We start from the raw sequence: 17,471 nt of genomic DNA on the forward strand, positions 1-17,471 counted from the left end.
TATCAGAGGGCGGGCTGCCGGCCAGCCTTGCTCAGGCAATAGAAGAACAGCATCCACAAATTCACCTGCTCGATGAAAGTGGCGGACTGGAGCCGGTTAGCCCCGTTCCCGTTTAATCAGCCGAATGTCGAAGGATTCGTAGGGGGCAAACAACATTTCGTAGTTGTCTTCATCCACTCCGCTATTAAGCACTGCCAGGCAGCAGTTACGGAAGAGCTGATACAGGTTACTGTTTGTGGTGTCTTCAAGCTTGCTGACTTCAAGTTGGGAGAGTTGGCTCATCCAACCTACAGGGTTTAGCTGAATTTTTTTCATTCGTTATCCTGAATGACCACCTGATTCCGACCACCGGATTTTGCTTTATATAGCCCTTTATCGGCCCGCTCAAAGGCGGCGTCGAGCTTCTCCCCGGTACGGCACTGAGTACCGCCGATGGAGGCTGTGACTGTCAGGCGCTCTTGTTTAAATTTAAAGGGTAGCTTAGCCAGCCCCTCGCGCAACTCATTCAGGCGATTTAACAGTTTATCGCTGGCATGATCGGGCAACAGTATAATAAATTCTTCACCGCCCCAGCGTGCCATAAACTCGCTGCTGGTCAGGTTAGTTTTCAGGTGGCGTGCTATGGCCTGGAGTGTTTTATCACCGGCGGCGTGGCCGTATTTATCATTGATCCGTTTGAAGTGATCCACGTCGACTACCGCGATACTCAGTGGCTTGTTCTGGGCCTGGCAGCGATCCCATTCTTTTGAAGCCCTTTCATTATATGCCATGCGATTGGGCACCCGGGTGAGCGGATCGGTGTACATGTTTATGCGCTGTTCAACCAGCTTTTTACGGTATGAGTCGGTTTGTTTCTGCAGCGATGAGAGCTGTTGCTGCATGGAGACCAGCAGTGACATCAGGCCTTCCTGTTCCTGACGCTCGGCTTCTTCACCGGCACTGAGTGAGTTAGCCATCTGGCCCAAGTAGTGCTGCGCCTGCTGCTTTAAGTCGTCGATATTGCTTTCGCCTTCCAGGGCGTCTTCCATGTCTTCCAGCACGTTTCGCAATTCCTGGTTGCGAGACTGGCGCGCCTCAAAACTCTCGGCACTTTTTGAGATACTGGATTGCACGTCACCGTTAATATTACCCAGGGCATTATTCAGCCGCTGAATAATTTTACCGGCCGTATTGGCCTCGGTGAGGGTTTCCTGAACCATTACCCGGATCAGGATCAGGCAGCTATTCAGTAACTCTTCTTCGGTAAGCCCCTGGCCAAGCCTCTCCTGCAGGGAGGCGATGTAGTCATCCTCCGGGTTGACCCGGATATAGGTTTGTACCAACTGACCGAGCTCATCGATGAGGTTTTGTTTAAGCTGTACCGTTCGGTTATTGGGTTGGTTGTCAGTCGTTGACTCTTCAGCATTGCCCATGCCGGATTGATAGCACTTTAATACCTGTTGATAGAGCGGCAGCACGGCACTGATGCCATTGATGGGCTTTTTCAGGGCGCTACTGGCTTTGGCTGCCTGGCTGCGGGCCGCCGGCTCAGTCACCAGACGCTGAAATGCCTGGATGTCTTCTTCCAGTTGGCGAAGCCAGGCCTGAGTCAGGGTTTTTACTGAGTAGGGTTCCAGCATAATGAGCTGGTTGACTTTATTCATGGATAGGGTGGCCAGAGTGAAATCAATCTTGCCACTTAAATGACCGCGCAGAGACTGTAACTCTTTATCAATCTCTGCCGATAATCCCTCATAATAACTGGTGAGCCGGACTATAAATCCTGCCAGTTGCTCACTGTGAGCGCGCAGCGATTGGAGTTGTTTCGCTTCCATGTGTTATGCAAGCTCCTTATTAGCCAAAAATAACCGCCGGCATGCTACTGCCGGGCTAACCGATTGTTCGATACATTGAAATCAAAATTCGCCCGTAGCGGGTTGATATCCAATCCGCCTCTGCGGGTGTAGCGCGCATAGACTGCTAGCTTGTGCGGCTTGCATCGATTCATTAAATCACAAAAAATTCGCTCGATACACTGCTCGTGAAATTCATTATGCCGGCGAAACGAGATGAGATAAGCCAGCAGTCCGGCGTGGTCTATAGCCGCGCCTTCGTAATGAATTTGCACACTGGCCCAGTCAGGCTGACTGGTGATCAGGCAATTAGACTTTAATAAATGACTCACCAGGGTTTCAGAAACCTGCTGGTCGCCGGTTGTGAGCAGCTCCGGGCTCGGCTCATAGGCATTGATTTCAATGTCCAGATCGTCAATCACGGTGCCGTCGAGTTCACCAAGGTGAAGGGCGCCAAACTGACCGGCGCTGAATAATTGCACCTTAACCGGTGCCTGGGCACAGGCCGATAAATCCTTGCTTAAGTGTCGGGCCACTTCATCTGCACTGCCAAATACCGACTGATTGAAGCTGTTCAGATAAAGCTTGAAAGACTTAGACTCGATAAGGTTTTGCGAATCAATTGGCACCTGGCATTGCAAAATGGCGACCTGCGGTTTGCCTTTCGGATTAAGCCACGAAAGCTCATAACCGTTCCAGATATCCACACCGCCAAAAGGCAGGGGCTGTGAAACGCCAATTTGTTCACGGCTTAGCGAGCGCGGCACACCTTGCAACAGCTCAGGCGTGTACTGTTCAATGTAGTCAACCTTTTGACCCAGTGTCAGGTTGGCGGGAAGAGACGGTGACGAAGAGTGCTTTACTGTCATGCTGTCCTGTAACTTTTTACCACTGATTAATCATGGCACGCGCATTCAATATGCCAAGCTGGTGTTTAAAGTGCCATAAATTCTTTACTATAGAGGTTTAGTATACCTGATATGGAATCGCAATGGAGAATATAGTTCAACAATCATTGCATAAGTTAATGCGCGATTTACAACAAGCGGCAGCGTCTCATCCCGCGCTGATGACCACTGAGTTTGAAGCGGAATTAGCATCCCCCTGTTATGTGGGGAACGCCAGCCAGGGAGAGCCCTGCACCTGGCAGCCCGTGCCGATGGAAGGTGAATATACCTTTGCCAATATCGAAAACGCCTTGCACATCACGCTGAACGAGCAATTTTGCAAATTCTTTACCACTTACTGGAGTTTTAATCTGCCGGTTAAGGCTGAACAAGGCAACTGTGAATTATTGCAGGTTTGCAGTGAAGAGGACTTCGAGCGACTACAACAAAACCTGATTGGCCATTTGTTAATGAAGCAGCGACTAAAACAGCCGCCCACGTTATTTTTTGGCTTAACCGATGAAGACGACTTTATTTTGTCTGTAGATAATGCCTCAGGTGAGGTAGTACTGGAACAGGTGGGGAAATTGCCCACTCGTTGTCTGGCACCTGATCTGGCGACCTTTATTGATGGCCTGACGCCAGCCGTTTAACTGAGCTTTGCCAGCCGGCTCTCCATCACCGCGAGGGCCTGCTCTAACTGTTCCACCCGTTTTTCCAGCTCAGCGATGCGCTCTTTGTCGCCCGGTGTTTTGGGTTGGGCTTTGACCTGCACATTCTGCTGATTAAAGACCTTTATCGCCTCAATGGCGTCCAGCACGCTTACCTTGAAAGGCGCTTTACCACGCAATAAGCCTACACCCGGCGTTAAGCCCTCGGCCGCCAATAAATGGCAGATTTCGACCAGGGTTTTATGGTTTTCTTTAGAGGACATGCATTTACTCTTTACTGGTGACCAACACACCAGGCGGGCTTGGCCTTTAGTCAGTTAGTCAAAACAACGAAAATTTCGCTAATCATACCGATAGTTAGCACCGCCGCCAAGTGGTTATTTTTTAATTTCTTTAAAATTCAATAAGTTATAGTTGGCCTCATTCTTGATTACCTGAAGTTCATTAGTGACTTATTATTTTTCAACAGGGAACCACTATGAAAAAATTAATGCTTTGTACTGCTCTGGTAGCACCCATGTTACTGTCTGGTTGTGTCATTTCCGTAGGAGGTGATGACAAAGAACATTACCAGGCCAGCTGGGAGCAGCGTGAGTATAATAATCGTAAACATATCAGCAATCTGGAAGTGAATGCGCACTTTGAAGACGTTACCCGTAAGATGGGTGTAGCCGACTTCAACGAAATGGTAGGCGAGGGCGATCACGTTTACCGGATTCTTTACTATCGCACGCAGCGTACCGAGGACGACGGTATCACCACCAAGGACGAGTGTACTCCCCTGGTCTTCAAAGATAATCGCTTAATTGGTTGGGGTGAAGAAGCGGTCCGTAAAATCTAATCCGCCCACCGTTTACACTTACTGACAAGCCCGATAAACATCCCGTTTATCGGGCTTGTTGCTGTCTGGCCGGCCATCATTAATGATGGCTCGTTGCACTACCTGCCCGATCACTGTACTCAATTATCATCGCTAAACTTATTTAAATGTATAAATATTGTTAACGGTATATTTACATGGTGTTATTTTTTCGGCTAGAGTGGGGAACTGATGCACTTTTTGTGCGTCTATTACGTATCTCTTAAGACCAATCTTGTTGTTTTCAGTTTGCTGTTGTTCAGCGGCAGCGCTGAGCGGTTGAGTGAGAGGGCGGCCCGGGTCGCAAAACAGGCGTTTACGCATCACCACAACACGGGAGACAGGCTATGGTACAAGCGGAAATCCAACAAAACCTGGATAAAATCAGAGCAGCATACTTATCAGCGGAAGATCTGAAAGTGGCTGCATCCATCATTTACAACGCCTACCACGACGATCCAATTTTTTTACAAATATTCCAGAGTGAAAAAGAAGGCTACGAATCGCGGTTACGGTCGGCTATTCGCGAAGAACTCACCGCATTCTGGGAAGCCGAGCAACCCATTATTGGCCTGTTTGATGAGGGGCGATTATTGTCTGTTGCCTGCCTCACGGGGCCAGACAATGCTGCAGGGGCTGGGCGTTATTGGCACTGGCGGTTAAAAATGCTGCTGACCACCGGGTATTACGGCACCCGGCAAATGCTCGAGAAAGAGGAAAAAATTCGTTCTGCCATGCCAGCTGAAAAGTATCATCTGCTGTCGTTCATTGCGGTGCATCCGGACTATCAGTCACACGGTCTTGGTCATCTGCTGATGCGGGCTATCGACAGTGTCTTACTTGAGCATCGTGATTCAGAAGGGGTGGGCGTATTTGTGACAGTACCTAAATATGAAACGTTCTTTTCTGACGGCTTTTATCAAAAAGTCGCGCAGGTGGAAATTGCTAATAAAACCGGGCAGGTTATGTTCCGTCCAAGGCCTTAATCGTTCGCCGGGAATACCGTGCAGGGCGAGCAATCCGCCCTGCTTTTAACGAGAAAATGCCTTGTCAGCCTTGCGGGCCGAATCCCGTCAGGTATAGTGCCTGTATAGATAATTACACGCTGCAGATATGTCAGACTCTTTAGACTTCAATCCGGTACAAGCCATTCAGAATGAAGATGCCTGGGTAAGTGTCATCCAGAAAATGGATGAAGCCTATGCGGATCTGGTGCAGTCACAGGTCGAAGTCGAAGAAAAAAACGTTGAGCTGGAAGAGGCCAAAAGCTTTTCTGACAGTATTCAAAGTGCTATGAACGATGTGCTCGTCGTGTGTGATAACGACGGTATCATTGAAGGCGTAAACCGGGCATTAACCGAGCTGGTGGGGGAGTCTGAATCGGCTCTGATTGGTCGTTCTATTTTAACCTTTATCGCCCCGGAGTTGCACGACAAGGTACAGGGCTTTTACGAACGCCTGCGTGCTCAGTCTGTGCGCGACTACGAGCTGGAATTACAGGGCAAGTCGGGCAGTGTACCGTTATCGGTAAATTGTACGGCGCGCTTAAATCACCGCGGTAAGTCTGTGGGCATGGTGCTGGTAGGACGCCCTCTTGGTGAGCTGCAAAGAGCCTATAAAGAGCTTAATATTGCCCATGCTGAATTACAGCTCGCCCAGCAACGACTTATTCAGTCAGAAAAAATGGCTTCTCTGGGTCGTCTGGTGGCAGGTGTAGCCCACGAGCTGAACAATCCCATCAGCTTTGTGTATGGCAACATGCACGTGTTACGTCGTTACACCGATAAACTCAGCACTTACTTTGATGCGGTAGCCAGCGGTGAAAGCCGTGACGCGCTGCGCGAGATGCGTGAAAACATGCGTCTGGAAAAGGCCATCAAAGATCTCAATTCGCTGGTGGATGGCACCATGGAAGGCGCAGACAGAGTAAAAGAAATCGTCAATGATTTACGTCAGTTCTCGTCTGCGCAGGTGTCGGAGAAAGCGTCTTTCGACCTCAGTCACGCGGTGCATACCGCTTTACACTGGATAATGAAAGAAAGTGATTTTGCGGTTGAGGTGGTAGACAACATTCCCCGACCACTGGAAGCTTATGGCCATGCCGGGCAGATCCATCAGGTCGTGGTCAACCTGATCGAAAACGCGGTAGATGCCATGGCTGCTTCCGAGACGCGCAGATTAACCATCAATGCCAGTGCAGATAATGATGGCGTGTTATTGACCATAAGGGATACCGGATCTGGGATCAGCGCCGACGATGCGCCGCAAATTTTTGAGCCTTTTTATACAACCAAACCAGTTGGAATGGGAACAGGCTTAGGTTTATCAATTAGTTATGGTATCGTTTCGCAACATAATGGCGAATTATCCATCGACAATCATATCGATGGCGGTGCAATCGCTAGCCTGTTTTTACCTAACCGGGAGTCCGCTGATGCTTAATCTGTTATGGCTGCAATCCGGTGGTTGCGGCGGCTGTTCCATGTCGTTACTCAATGCCGAATCCCCCGATGTCCTGACCCTGTTTGAAAATGCGGGCATCAATCTGCTCTGGCATCCATCATTAAGCGAAGCCACCGGTGATGAGTGTATTGCCATGCTCGAGGGGATCCTGGCCGGTGACATTATTCTGGATATTCTTTGTATCGAAGGCTCTATGATGACCGGCCCCATGGGCACCGGTAAGTTTCACATATTGGGCGGTACCGGCAAACCTATGATTGAGTGGGTAAAAGCGCTGGCGGATATTGCCCGCTACACTGTTGCCGTTGGTAGCTGCGCGGCCTACGGATGTATTACGGCAGCTGGTGCCAATGATACTGATGCCACGGGCCTGCAATTTGATGGCGAAATGGCGGGCGGTCTGCTGGGTAAGGATTTTACGTCGCAAAGTGGCGATCAGGTGGTTAATATCGCCGGTTGTCCGGTGCACCCTGACTGGGTTACCGAAACCCTGATGAGCATAGCGCTGGGTGAGCACAATGATGAGCAACTCGATAAGTTTGGTCGTCCGCGTATGTACGCCGATCACCTGGTGCATCATGGTTGCTCCCGCAACGAATTCTATGAATATAAAGCCAGTGCGGTGGATATGGGCGATCGCGGTTGCATGATGGAAAATATGGGGTGTAAAGGCACCCAGGCGCATGCTGACTGTAACAGCCGGCCCTGGAATGGCCAGGGCTCCTGTACCAACGGTGGCTACCCGTGTATTAATTGCACCGCCCCCGAATTTGAAGAACCGGGCCACAGTTTTTGCCAAACGCCCAAAATTGCCGGGATCCCGGTTGGCCTGCCAACCGATATGCCCAAAGCATGGTTTGTTGCCCTGGCGCAATTGTCTAAAGCGGCCACGCCTGAACGGTTAAAAAAGAATGCCATTGCCGAGCAGCTAATTTATCCGCCCACCATTCATAAACGCAAAGGCTGAACCATCAGTATGTGCAGTCAGAGAGTAGCAGTATGAGCCGAATTGTCGCAGGCCCCTTTAATCGCGTGGAAGGGGACCTGGAAATCACCCTGGAAACCGGCGAAGATAAAGTGCAGCGAGCTGAAGTAAACTCGCCGCTGTATCGTGGGTTTGAACGAATTTTACTGGGCCACAAACCCATGGATGCGCTGGTTTATACGCCGCGGATCTGTGGTATTTGCTCGGTTACCCAGTCGGTGGCCAGTGCCCGGGCGTTAGCTGATGCCATGGGACTGAGTATGCCGAAAAACGGCGAGCTGTGTACCAACTTAGTGCTGGCAAGTGAAAACATTACCGATCTGATCACGCATTTTTATCTGTTTTTTATGCCCGATTTTGCCCGCGACACATACGCTGGCGCTAGCTGGTTTGGTGATATTCAGGGGCGGTTTAAAGCCACTGCAGGCTCTGCCTCAACGCAGATGTTGCCAGCTCGGGCCGATTTTCTGCACCTGATGGGGCTGATGGCCGGCAAGTGGCCACACACCCTGAGTTTACAGCCGGGTGGGGTAGCCAAAGCGATTGAGCCCAAAGAGCGCATGCGTTTACTGGCCATCGTTGCCGGGTTTAAGCGTTTTCTCGAAAGTACTTTATTTGGCGATAGTCTGACCACCATTAGTCAGCTTAAAAGCGAAGCCGAATTATGGCAGTGGTATCAGCAAAAGCCCTGGCACAGCTCTGACTTCCGCCGTTTTTTGCATGTGGCTGAAGTACAACAATTACACCAGCTTGGCAGGGCAACGGATCATTTTCTCAGCTTCGGCGCTTATGGTGCTCTTGATGAGCCGATGTGGGCTGCTGGCAGCTACAGAGATGGCCAGACAAGTCCGTTGGATATCGCCCGAATAGTCGAAGATCACTCCCATAGCTGGATGAGTGACACCGACCATCCGCATCCGCCGGCGCAGGGAATTACCCAGCCAACGCTGGATAACGAGGCGGGATACAGTTGGTGTAAGGCGCCCCGCTTAGGTCACGAGGTGGTGGAAGTCGGGCCATTGGCGCGACAGGTAGTTAACGGTCACCCGCTGATGCGAGACATGATAAGCCGCCATGGTGGCAATGTGTTAAGCCGGGTGGTGGCCAGACTGCTTGAAGTGGCCATTGTGGTAGGGCAAATGGAAGAGTGGGTTAAGCAAATTGATCCTACCGCGCCCTTTTGTCATCACGGTGAAATGCCCGCCGAGACCTCCGGCGTTGGCCTGGTTGAAGCAGCTCGGGGCGCCTTAGGTCACTGGCTGGAAGTGAAAAACGGTAAGATCAGTAACTATCAGATCATCGCCCCGACCAGCTGGAATTTTTCGCCCCGGGATCAACACGAACAGCCCGGTGCGCTGGAGCAGGCGGTCGTTGGCGCGCCGGTAATGAACGGTGAGAAAACACCGGTGTCGGTACAACATATTGTCCGCTCTTTCGATCCCTGTATGGCCTGCACGGTGCATTAATGCCACACAGCAAAGGAATGCGCTTACGCGTTAACGGGATTGTTCAGGGCGTGGGTTTTCGCCCGTTTATCTGGCGTCTGGCAACAGAGTTAAAGCTCACCGGGCGGGTTTTCAACGATACCGGTGGCGTTATAGTTGAGCTTAATTGCAGTGCGGCGCAGGCTGGTGAGTTTGCTGAGCTGATGTTGCAGCAGTTACCGCCACTGGCCCGGATTGATGCAATGCATCAAGAGGCGTTGGATTTACCTGTATTTTCATCCTTTGCAATAGACGTATCTCAGTCGGGGATCGTTACTACCGGCTGTGCACCGGATGCCGCTACCTGCCCGGATTGCCTTTCAGAGCTGTTCCAGCCTGGTGATCGCCGTTATCATTATCCGTTTATCAATTGTACCAACTGCGGCCCGCGGCTGAGTATTATCCGGCAAATTCCCTACGACCGTGCCTCCACCACCATGGTGGAATTTACCCTTTGTGCGGCTTGTCAGCAGGAATATGACAACCCGGCCGATCGCCGCTTTCATGCCCAGCCAAATGCCTGCCCTGATTGCGGCCCTCATTGCTGGCTGGAAACACCCGGTGGTGAGCCAGTCGCCAGTGAGACGCCGTTTCAGGCCCTCGGTGAGGCATTACGGGATGGTCAAATCGTAGCGATAAAGGGGATTGGCGGGGTTCACTTAGCGTGTGACGCCACTAATGAACAGGCAGTGAAACGATTACGTGAACGAAAACAGCGCCCCCATAAAGCGCTGGCATTAATGGCCTCGAATATTGAGGCAATCAGGCAGTTTGCCAGAGTTAACGAGCAGGATGAGGCGCTGTTAACGCATCCTGCTGCGCCGGTTGTGCTGTTGTCCCGGCAGGAAAACCCGGAGCAATATAAAATTGCGCCATCGGTTGCCCCTGACAATACGAAAATCGGTGTGATGTTACCCTATTCGCCGGTACATCATCTGCTCCTGGCAGAGGTAGACTTTCCACTGATAATGACCAGTGGCAATCGTTCCGGGGAACCCCAGGCGATCACCAATGATGCGGCTCGCTCTCAGTTAAATAACATTGCCGATGTGTTGCTGTTGCACAATCGGCCAATCCACAACCGCCTGGATGATTCGGTGGTGGTGGCGGGTAAATACGGTACACAAATACTGCGCCGCGCGCGCGGGTATGCGCCTGCCAGCTTACCGTTACCATCAGGTTTCTCTGCCGGGCAGACGCTTATCGCTTTGGGCGGCCAGTTAAAGAATACCCTGTGTCTGATTAAGGATGGCCGGGCGGTGATTAGCCAACATCTTGGCGATCTGCACGATGCCAGTACGTTCGATGAATATTTGCACACCTTGCAGCTTTATCGCGAGCTGTACGAAAACGCTGCTGAACATTACGTCTGTGATATGCATCCGGAGTATCTGTCCACAAAACATGGTGTAAGCTTGGAAGAGCAGGGCAATCACCTTACCCGGGTACAGCATCACCATGCGCACATTGGCGCTTGTCTGGGCGACAATCAGTATCCGCTGGCCGGCGATGCAGTACTCGGAATATGCCTGGATGGCACCGGTTTCGGCACCGATGAGACCCTGTGGGGCGGCGAGTTTTTATATGGTGGTTATGCTGCCATGAAACGGATAGCCTCACTAGCGCCGGTCCCCTTAATTGGTGGCGCTCAGGCGATCAAGTCACCCTGGCGGTCGCTGTATGCTCAGCTCCGACAATGCTTCACTGCCGGGCAACTGGCAGAAATGACCGATATTTGCCCACAGTTTGCAGACCCCATGTGCAACAGCTTCGAAAAAATGCTGACAATGCAGTTAAACTGCCCGCTGAGTAGCTCTGCAGGCCGGCTGTTTGACGCCGTTGCGACGGCGCTTGGCTGCGCCCCGGCACAAATAACCTACGAAGGGCAGGCTGCAATCCGGCTGGAATCGCTGGCTCAGACCTGCCAGGAAGATGTTGAACCTTATCATCTCAGGATTACTGATAATCAAGTAGTGCCTCAGGCGATGTGGCAGCAGATTATAACGGATTTACGCCAGGGACGGAGCAAAGCTGCAATGGCAATGGCTTTCCATAAAGGGCTGGTGATTGCGCTTAGTGAGATGACGCTAAAGTTAAAAGCGGCTTACGACTTTACTACCGTAGTGTTATCCGGTGGTGTGATGCAAAATCTGCTGCTTAGTGAGGCGCTGCAGGATACCTTGCAGTCAAGTGGCTTTAAAGTCCTTACGCATCAGCAATTGCCGGCGAATGACGGCGGGATAGCCTTTGGTCAGGCCCTGGTTGCTCTGGCAAAAAATCAATAAAATCAGCTTTATCCGGCATAGCTTCTGCTCTGCCATCCCCTCATTAATTACTGTCTGGAAACACCGTTAACACAGTGTAAAAAGACTTTCCGCTTTCCTCTTCTAGTGGTAAGTAGACTTCAGGTAACTCTCTCTCGATTTATTCTAACTTTATGAAAATAAATGGTTTTTGTAGTTGGTCTGTTGTTTGCATTCTGATTTGTGCGTACTAACAAAACACCACGCTGTGTTATTAGAAAAATAATAGCTGAACGCAACTTACATCAGAACAAAAACCAAGACCGATTGGCCGTGCAAATTTGAGGTAAGTGTAACTTCAGCGGTATCACTGCCGGAGGACCGAATGTCCCAATTAGAGACCTTTTACGAAGTCATGCGGCGACAGGGGATTACCCGTCGCAGTTTTCTGAAGTATTGTAGCCTGACTGCTGCTGCATTAGGCCTGGGCCCTGCGTTTGCACCGCGTATTGCCAATGCCATGGAGACCAAGGAGCGTACCCCCGTGCTGTGGCTGCACGGACTGGAATGTACCTGTTGTTCTGAATCCTTTATTCGCTCTGCACACCCCTTGGTGAAAGACGTTGTACTGTCGATGATCTCACTGGATTACGACGATACGTTAATGGCGTCAGCAGGCCATCAGGCCGAAGCGATTCTTGAAGAGACCATGCAGAAGTATAAGGGTAAGTACATCCTGGCTGTAGAAGGTAATCCGCCGCTGAATGAAGACGGCATGTTCTGTATCGTTGGTGGTAAGCCATTCCTTGACCAGCTTAAGCATGCCGCCAAAGACGCGGCGGCCATTATTGCCTGGGGTTCATGCGCCTCATGGGGCTGCGTTCAGGCCGCTCGTCCAAACCCCACTCAGGCGGTGCCTATTCATAAAGTGATAAAAGATAAGCCCATCATTAAAGTGCCGGGTTGTCCGCCCATTGCAGAGGTAATGACCGGCGTAATTACCTATATGCTGACTTTCGGCAAGGTACCGGAACTGGACCGTCAGGGACGTCCGAAGATGTTTTACAGCCAGCGTATCCACGACAAATGTTATCGCCGGCCGCACTTTGACGCCGGTCAGTTTGTTGAACAGTGGGATGACGAGGGCGCGCGAAAAGGCTACTGCCTTTACAAAGTGGGTTGTAAAGGGCCAACAACTTATAACGCCTGTTCAACCGTACGCTGGAACGAAGGCACGTCCTTCCCAATTCAGGCCGGCCACGGTTGTATCGGCTGTTCCGAAGATGGCTTCTGGGACAAAGGTTCCTTCTATGACCGTCTGACTGACATTAACCAGTTCGGTATCGAATCGAACGCTGATGAAGTAGGCACTGCCGTTGCTGGTGGTGTAGGTGCAGCGATTGCTGCCCATGCTGCCGTTAGTGCGGTGAAACGCGCGCAGCATAAGGGAGAACAAGAATAATGAACACGCCGTTAAATTCTAAATTACTCGACAGTTCTGGCCGCCGTATTGTGGTGGACCCGGTGACACGTATTGAAGGTCACATGCGCTGCGAGGTTAACGTTGACGACAACAACATTATCCGCAATGCGGTATCCACCGGCACCATGTGGCGAGGTCTGGAAGTCATTTTAAAAGGCCGTGACCCGCGTGATGCCTGGGCATTCGTTGAACGTATTTGTGGAGTGTGTACCGGTTGTCACGCACTCACCAGTGTGCGTGCGGTAGAAGATGCGCTGGGCATTGATATTCCGTTAAATGCGCACCTTATTCGGCATCTGATGGATAAGACCCTGAATATCCACGATCATGTGGTGCACTTTTATCACCTACATGCGCTGGACTGGGTGAACCCGGTTAATGCGCTGAAAGCCGATCCGAAAGCTACCTCTGCCCTACAGCAGAAAATATCGTCGTCACATCCACTGTCCAGTCCGGGTTATTTCCGCGACGTGCAAACCCGCATTAAGAAGTTTATCGAAAGCGGCCAGTTAGGGTTATTTGCTAATGGTTACTGGAGTAACCCGGCTTATAAACTGCCGCCTGAAGCGGATTTGATGGCGGTGGCGCACTACCTTGAAGCGCTGGATATGCAAAAAGAGATCGTTAAGATCCACACTATCTTCGGCGGTAAGAACCCACACCCTAACTTTATGGTTGGCGGTGTGCCATGTGCGATTAATCTCGACGGTACCGGCTCATCCGGCGCGCCAGTCAATATGACCAGCCTGAACTTTGTGCTGGAGCGTATTCGCGAGGCCGAAGCCTTCATTAAGAACGTTTATATTCCGGACGTGATTGCTATTGCAACGCTTTATAAAGACTGGCTGTACGGCGGCGGTCTGGCTGCTTCTAACGTGCTGAGTTATGGTACGCACACAGTGGTACCGGGCGATAAATCCACCGACCTCATTCCGGCTGGCGCGATTATCAATGGCAACTGGGATGAGATACACCCGGTGGATGTGCGTAATCCGGATGAAATTCAGGAGTTCGTGGACCACAGCTGGTATCAGTATGCTAACGGCGCTAAAGGCCTGCACCCCTGGGACGGTGAAACAGAAGCGAAATTTGAACTGGGGCCAAACTTTAAAGGCACCAAAACAAATATTAAAGAGCTTGATGAAAGCGCTAAGTACAGCTGGATTAAATCACCGCGCTGGAAAGGTCATGCCATGGAAGTGGGCCCGCTGTCTCGCTACATCGTGGCTTATGCTTCTGGCAAAGAGTACGTTCAGGAACAAGTTGACCGCTCACTGTCGGCGTTTAACCAGGCCACTGGTATGGACCTCGGTTTAAAACAGTTCCTGCCTTCAACGCTGGGCCGAACCCTGGCGCGAGCACTGGATTCTGAGCTGTGTGTCGACTCTATGCTGGATGACTGGCATCAGTTGGTCAATAACATTAAAAACGGTGATACCTCTACCGCCAATGTGGAAAAATGGGATCCAAAAACCTGGCCGAAAGAAGCCAAGGGTGTGGGCACCAACGAGGCGCCGCGCGGTGCACTGGGTCACTGGATTAAGATTAAAGACGGTAAAATTGAAAACTATCAGGCAGTGGTACCGACTACCTGGAATGGTTCTCCACGTGATTCAGAAGGCAATATCGGTGCGTTTGAAGCGTCATTGCTTAATACGCCCATGGAGCGCCCTGATGAGCCGGTTGAAATCCTGCGAACTTTACACAGCTTTGACCCGTGTCTGGCCTGTTCCACACACGTAATGAGTGAAGACGGTCAGGAACTGACTAAAGTGAAAATTCGTTAAGAGAGCACTCTGTTGCTCTCTCTGGAGACTCAATTATGTCTACGTCAGTGAAAAGCAAAGCTGTTGAGAGAAGTCAGCTTACGGATAACCATCACAGTGGTGATGAGAAGGTTATCACCCGCCGTCAAACCGCGGTCTATGTTTATGAGGCGCCAGTGCGCTTATGGCACTGGATAACCGTGTTTTCCATCATCACGCTGTGCGTGACGGGGTATTTTATCGGTCAGCCTTTACCCACTTTACCGGGGGAAGCCAGCGATAATTTCCTGATGGGTTACATTCGCTTTGCCCACTTTGCCGCGGCTTACGTGGTAACCGTGGGCTTTATCGGCCGGTTGTACTGGGCACTGGTAGGGAACCATCATTCCCGTGAACTGTTCTTCCCCAAGTTTTTTGTGAAAGCCTGGTGGAAAGAGGTATGGCACGAGGTACGCTGGTACCTGTTTATGGAAAAGACGCCCAAGAAGTACATCGGTCACAACCCGCTGGCACAACTGGGCATGTTCTTTTTCTTCATCCTCGGCATGATCTTTATGATCTTCACAGGCTTTGCGCTTTACAGTGAAGGTGCCGGGCAGGGAAGCTGGCAGGATACGTTGTTTGGCTGGGTGATCCCGCTGTTTGGCCAGAGTCAGGATGTGCATACCTGGCATCGCCTGGGCATGTGGTATCTGATCACTTTTATTATGATCCATGTCTATGTGGCAATTCGTGAAGACATCATGTCACGTCAAAGTCTGATCTCCACCATGATCAGCGGCTGGCGGATGTTTAAGGACGATAAGCCGGATTGAGGCTCCTCAGAGGGATGCAGGCAATTGTTGACCCCGCCTGCGTCCCTTTTTCTTTAACCCATTTTAATGACTATTCTGAGCAACCGGATGACAGCCTTCAATCTCAATGTTCGCAGCCACTGCCTGAGTAGTCGCAAGCCTGAACATCCCGGTATATTTCTTGAGCGTTGTTATCTTAAACCGCTGCATATCAGCCAGTCTGAGTTGGCGCGACTGTTAGGCATATCCCGCCGACGTGTACACGAAATTATCAAAGGCCAACGTGCGATCTCTGCCGATACCGCTATCAGACTGGCCCGACACTTTCAGACTACGCCGATGTTTTGGTTGGAAAAACAACAGCTTTGGGAGCTGTACGATGCCAGCCGCCGATTTGTTAAAGAGGGTGGTTAGTAACTTTCCAATTGGTGAATAGTGTTGTTATATCTATATCCTTTATATTATTGTGGTTACTTGTAACGCCCCCCGTGACACCCCGCCATACGGTGATTCCTGATTTTTTACTAAGTTGGCATGCAACTTGATGTATGTAAATAAAATGTAATTAGCGCAAGCGCCAGAGAGTTTGAGTTTTACACCGTGCAAAGTCGATTGAATGAAAAGCAAATACTTATTTTGGGCATTGGCAATGTGTTATGGGCCGATGAGGGGTTTGGTGTTCGCTGTGTTGAGGCGCTCAACCAGAATTACGAGTTTGGCGAAAACGTAAAGATCATGGATGGCGGTACCCAGGGCATTTATCTGGTACAGCATGTTCAGGAAGCCGATGTGCTGGTGGTGTTCGACGCTATTGATTACGGCCTTGCACCAGGCACCTTAAAAACCATCTATAACGACGAAGTGCCTAAATTTATGGGCGCTAAACAGATGAGTCTGCATCAGACCGGTTTTCAGGAAGTGTTAGCCATGGCCGAGTTTACCGGTCATTACCCGGCAGATTTGTTGCTGGTGGGGTGTCAGCCGGTTGAGCTGGAAGATTTTGGCGGCAGTTTGCGCGAAGAAGTAAAGGCGCAGGTGCAACCCGCTATCGACATTGCGCTGGCCTACCTGACGCAGTTTGGTATTTCTGCGCAACGAAGCGCGGGGACGTCGCAGGCACTGGCGCCGGGTCAGTTAAACCTGAGTGAGTATGAGCAGGGCCGCCCGGATGAGCAGGCAGCCTGCCGTACCGGTGATAGCCGTGTCATAGGCAGTGCTGTAGGGGAAAGTACCAAGTAATGTGTATTGGCGTGCCGTTTCAGGTAATTCACACCGACAGCCACAAGGCTTACTGTCAGCGTGGCGCAGAGCAGCGCTGGATTGATATATCGCTGGTGGGCGATGTAGTACCAGGTGATTGGTTGTTAGTCTTTTTAGACGCTGCCCGGGAAGTGCTCACTGAAGCGCGGGCACAACAGGTGGAAGAGGCCGTCAGCGCTATAGAACGGGTGATGTGCGGGCAAAGTGTTGATCTCGACGATTGCTTTAAAGATCTGGTCGAGCGCGAGCCTGAGCTACCAGACCATTTAAAACCGCTTTTAAAATAACACAAGATAAGAGAACACTATGAACTCACCGCTGATCAATCGTCTTATCGACGAGTTAGGTTACCCTTTACTCGATGACGATAATTTTGAAGGTTTCATAGAGCAGACACCAATTAGTGTACTGTTTTTAACCGAAGATCCTAAACGCTTTCCGGAAAGCCTGGATGTAGCTGTGATCCTGCCAGAGCTGATCAAACAGTTTCCTCAGCTTACCCCGGCGGTGGTATCTGAAGATATTCAAACCGCCTGTCGCGGCCGTTATAACTTTATGGCGTGGCCGGCACTGGTGTTTCTTAAGCATGGCCAGTATCTCGACGCCATTACCAAAGTGCAAAACTGGGATGACTACGTACACGAAATCAATCGAATTCTGACGCTGGAGCCCCGCCCTGATCCGGGTATCGGTATTCCGGTAGTGTTTAATCCGGTGAGTAAAAGTTGCGGACAATAGGGGAAC

General features: G+C 50.8%; 17 protein-coding genes and 1 pseudogene. 14 read left to right on the forward strand and 4 right to left on the reverse strand.

Annotation, left to right across the window (positions count from 1 at the left end):
* Window positions 1–99 precede the first annotated feature (99 nt).
* The 3 genes and pseudogenes from LHL20_RS18800 to queF form a co-directional block, all read right to left on the reverse strand.
* Window positions 100–315, reverse strand: a pseudogene (locus tag LHL20_RS18800) (pyrimidine/purine nucleosidase domain-containing protein); the annotation flags it as partial.
* Entirely contained in the window at window positions 312–1,814 is a 1,503-nt protein-coding gene (locus LHL20_RS18805; protein WP_071978371.1) for a GGDEF domain-containing protein, read from the reverse strand. The pseudogene LHL20_RS18800 and the gene LHL20_RS18805, both read right to left, overlap by 4 nt.
* A gap of 44 nt (window positions 1,815–1,858) precedes the next feature.
* Entirely contained in the window at window positions 1,859–2,701 is an 843-nt protein-coding gene (queF, locus tag LHL20_RS18810; protein WP_071978372.1) for an NADPH-dependent 7-cyano-7-deazaguanine reductase QueF, read from the reverse strand.
* Window positions 2,702–2,823: 122 nt separating this feature from the next.
* On the opposite strand from queF, the gene syd reads away from it, so the two are divergent.
* Entirely contained in the window at window positions 2,824–3,372 is a 549-nt protein-coding gene (gene syd / locus LHL20_RS18815) for a SecY-interacting protein (RefSeq protein ID WP_071978373.1), read from the forward strand.
* On the opposite strand, the gene LHL20_RS18820 is transcribed toward syd, so the two are convergent.
* Window positions 3,369–3,653 (reverse strand): hypothetical protein, encoded by a 285-nt coding sequence (locus tag LHL20_RS18820; protein WP_071978374.1) that lies wholly within the window; start codon window positions 3,651–3,653, stop codon window positions 3,369–3,371. The two genes, syd and LHL20_RS18820, sit on opposite strands and share 4 nt — an antisense overlap.
* A 215-nt stretch (window positions 3,654–3,868) precedes the next feature.
* Here LHL20_RS18820 and LHL20_RS18825 point away from each other — a divergent pair, with 215 nt between their 5' ends.
* The 13 genes from LHL20_RS18825 (at window position 3,869) to LHL20_RS18885 (ending at window position 17,465) form a co-directional block, all read left to right on the forward strand.
* Window positions 3,869–4,231, forward strand: coding sequence for a DUF3192 domain-containing protein (locus LHL20_RS18825; protein ID WP_020745469.1), 363 nt, complete (start codon window positions 3,869–3,871; stop codon window positions 4,229–4,231).
* Window positions 4,232–4,596: 365 nt separating this feature from the next.
* On the forward strand, window positions 4,597–5,235 hold the full coding sequence (locus LHL20_RS18830; protein ID WP_020745470.1) for a GNAT family N-acetyltransferase: 639 nt from the start codon (window positions 4,597–4,599) through the stop codon (window positions 5,233–5,235).
* Window positions 5,236–5,362: 127 nt separating this feature from the next.
* Window positions 5,363–6,691 (forward strand): PAS domain-containing sensor histidine kinase, encoded by a 1,329-nt coding sequence (locus tag LHL20_RS18835; protein ID WP_071978375.1) that lies wholly within the window; start codon window positions 5,363–5,365, stop codon window positions 6,689–6,691.
* Window positions 6,684–7,679: an NADH ubiquinone oxidoreductase 20 kDa subunit gene (locus LHL20_RS18840; RefSeq protein ID WP_020745473.1), complete on the forward strand. Its 996-nt coding sequence runs from the start codon at window positions 6,684–6,686 to the stop codon at window positions 7,677–7,679. The genes LHL20_RS18835 and LHL20_RS18840 overlap by 8 nt, the downstream gene beginning before the upstream one ends.
* Before the next feature lie 32 nt (window positions 7,680–7,711).
* Complete coding sequence (locus LHL20_RS18845; protein ID WP_020745474.1) at window positions 7,712–9,163, forward strand: nickel-dependent hydrogenase large subunit; 1,452 nt, start codon at window positions 7,712–7,714, stop codon at window positions 9,161–9,163.
* Window positions 9,163–11,466 carry a carbamoyltransferase HypF gene (gene hypF, locus LHL20_RS18850; protein WP_071978377.1) on the forward strand — a complete coding sequence of 768 codons (2,304 nt, stop codon included), beginning with the start codon at window positions 9,163–9,165 and terminating at the stop codon, window positions 11,464–11,466. The genes LHL20_RS18845 and hypF overlap by 1 nt, the downstream gene beginning before the upstream one ends.
* Window positions 11,467–11,809: 343 nt before the next feature.
* Window positions 11,810–12,886 carry a hydrogenase small subunit gene (locus LHL20_RS18855; RefSeq protein ID WP_020745478.1) on the forward strand — a complete coding sequence of 359 codons (1,077 nt, stop codon included), beginning with the start codon at window positions 11,810–11,812 and terminating at the stop codon, window positions 12,884–12,886.
* Window positions 12,886–14,694, forward strand: a complete 1,809-nt coding sequence (locus tag LHL20_RS18860; RefSeq protein WP_020745479.1) for a nickel-dependent hydrogenase large subunit — start codon at window positions 12,886–12,888, stop codon at window positions 14,692–14,694. Before LHL20_RS18855 ends, LHL20_RS18860 begins: the two co-directional genes overlap by 1 nt.
* 35 nt (window positions 14,695–14,729) lie before the next feature.
* A complete protein-coding gene (gene cybH, locus LHL20_RS18865; protein ID WP_071978378.1) occupies window positions 14,730–15,488 on the forward strand; it encodes a Ni/Fe-hydrogenase, b-type cytochrome subunit in 759 nt (252 codons plus the stop codon).
* A gap of 87 nt (window positions 15,489–15,575) precedes the next feature.
* The gene (locus LHL20_RS18870) at window positions 15,576–15,881 is read left to right on the forward strand and encodes a HigA family addiction module antitoxin (protein WP_020745481.1); all 306 of its coding nucleotides are present in this window, start codon (window positions 15,576–15,578) and stop codon (window positions 15,879–15,881) included.
* 198 nt (window positions 15,882–16,079) lie between these two features.
* Window positions 16,080–16,706 (forward strand): HyaD/HybD family hydrogenase maturation endopeptidase, encoded by a 627-nt coding sequence (locus tag LHL20_RS18875; RefSeq protein ID WP_071981095.1) that lies wholly within the window; start codon window positions 16,080–16,082, stop codon window positions 16,704–16,706.
* Window positions 16,707–16,717: 11 nt separating this feature from the next.
* On the forward strand, window positions 16,718–17,014 hold the full coding sequence (locus LHL20_RS18880; protein WP_319003253.1) for a HypC/HybG/HupF family hydrogenase formation chaperone: 297 nt from the start codon (window positions 16,718–16,720) through the stop codon (window positions 17,012–17,014).
* A gap of 19 nt (window positions 17,015–17,033) precedes the next feature.
* Window positions 17,034–17,465 (forward strand): hydrogenase expression/formation protein HoxO, encoded by a 432-nt coding sequence (locus LHL20_RS18885; RefSeq protein ID WP_020745484.1) that lies wholly within the window; start codon window positions 17,034–17,036, stop codon window positions 17,463–17,465.
* Window positions 17,466–17,471: the final 6 nt, after the last annotated feature.

This window comes from Alteromonas sp. McT4-15 (assembly GCF_020515205.1).
GTDB lineage: Bacteria > Pseudomonadota > Gammaproteobacteria > Enterobacterales > Alteromonadaceae > Alteromonas.

Coding starts and splice junctions, on each gene's coding strand:
- LHL20_RS18805 (WP_071978371.1), bottom strand. CDS start 1,814: ATGGAAGCGAAACAACTCCAATCGCTGCGCGCTCACAGTGAGCAACTG.
- queF (WP_071978372.1), bottom strand. CDS start 2,701: ATGACAGTAAAGCACTCTTCGTCACCGTCTCTTCCCGCCAACCTGACA.
- syd (WP_071978373.1), top strand. CDS start 2,824: ATGGAGAATATAGTTCAACAATCATTGCATAAGTTAATGCGCGATTTA.
- LHL20_RS18820 (WP_071978374.1), bottom strand. CDS start 3,653: ATGTCCTCTAAAGAAAACCATAAAACCCTGGTCGAAATCTGCCATTTA.
- LHL20_RS18825 (WP_020745469.1), top strand. CDS start 3,869: ATGAAAAAATTAATGCTTTGTACTGCTCTGGTAGCACCCATGTTACTG.
- LHL20_RS18830 (WP_020745470.1), top strand. CDS start 4,597: ATGGTACAAGCGGAAATCCAACAAAACCTGGATAAAATCAGAGCAGCA.
- LHL20_RS18835 (WP_071978375.1), top strand. CDS start 5,363: ATGTCAGACTCTTTAGACTTCAATCCGGTACAAGCCATTCAGAATGAA.
- LHL20_RS18840 (WP_020745473.1), top strand. CDS start 6,684: ATGCTTAATCTGTTATGGCTGCAATCCGGTGGTTGCGGCGGCTGTTCC.
- LHL20_RS18845 (WP_020745474.1), top strand. CDS start 7,712: ATGAGCCGAATTGTCGCAGGCCCCTTTAATCGCGTGGAAGGGGACCTG.
- hypF (WP_071978377.1), top strand. CDS start 9,163: ATGCCACACAGCAAAGGAATGCGCTTACGCGTTAACGGGATTGTTCAG.
- LHL20_RS18855 (WP_020745478.1), top strand. CDS start 11,810: ATGTCCCAATTAGAGACCTTTTACGAAGTCATGCGGCGACAGGGGATT.
- LHL20_RS18860 (WP_020745479.1), top strand. CDS start 12,886: ATGAACACGCCGTTAAATTCTAAATTACTCGACAGTTCTGGCCGCCGT.
- cybH (WP_071978378.1), top strand. CDS start 14,730: ATGTCTACGTCAGTGAAAAGCAAAGCTGTTGAGAGAAGTCAGCTTACG.
- LHL20_RS18870 (WP_020745481.1), top strand. CDS start 15,576: ATGACAGCCTTCAATCTCAATGTTCGCAGCCACTGCCTGAGTAGTCGC.
- LHL20_RS18885 (WP_020745484.1), top strand. CDS start 17,034: ATGAACTCACCGCTGATCAATCGTCTTATCGACGAGTTAGGTTACCCT.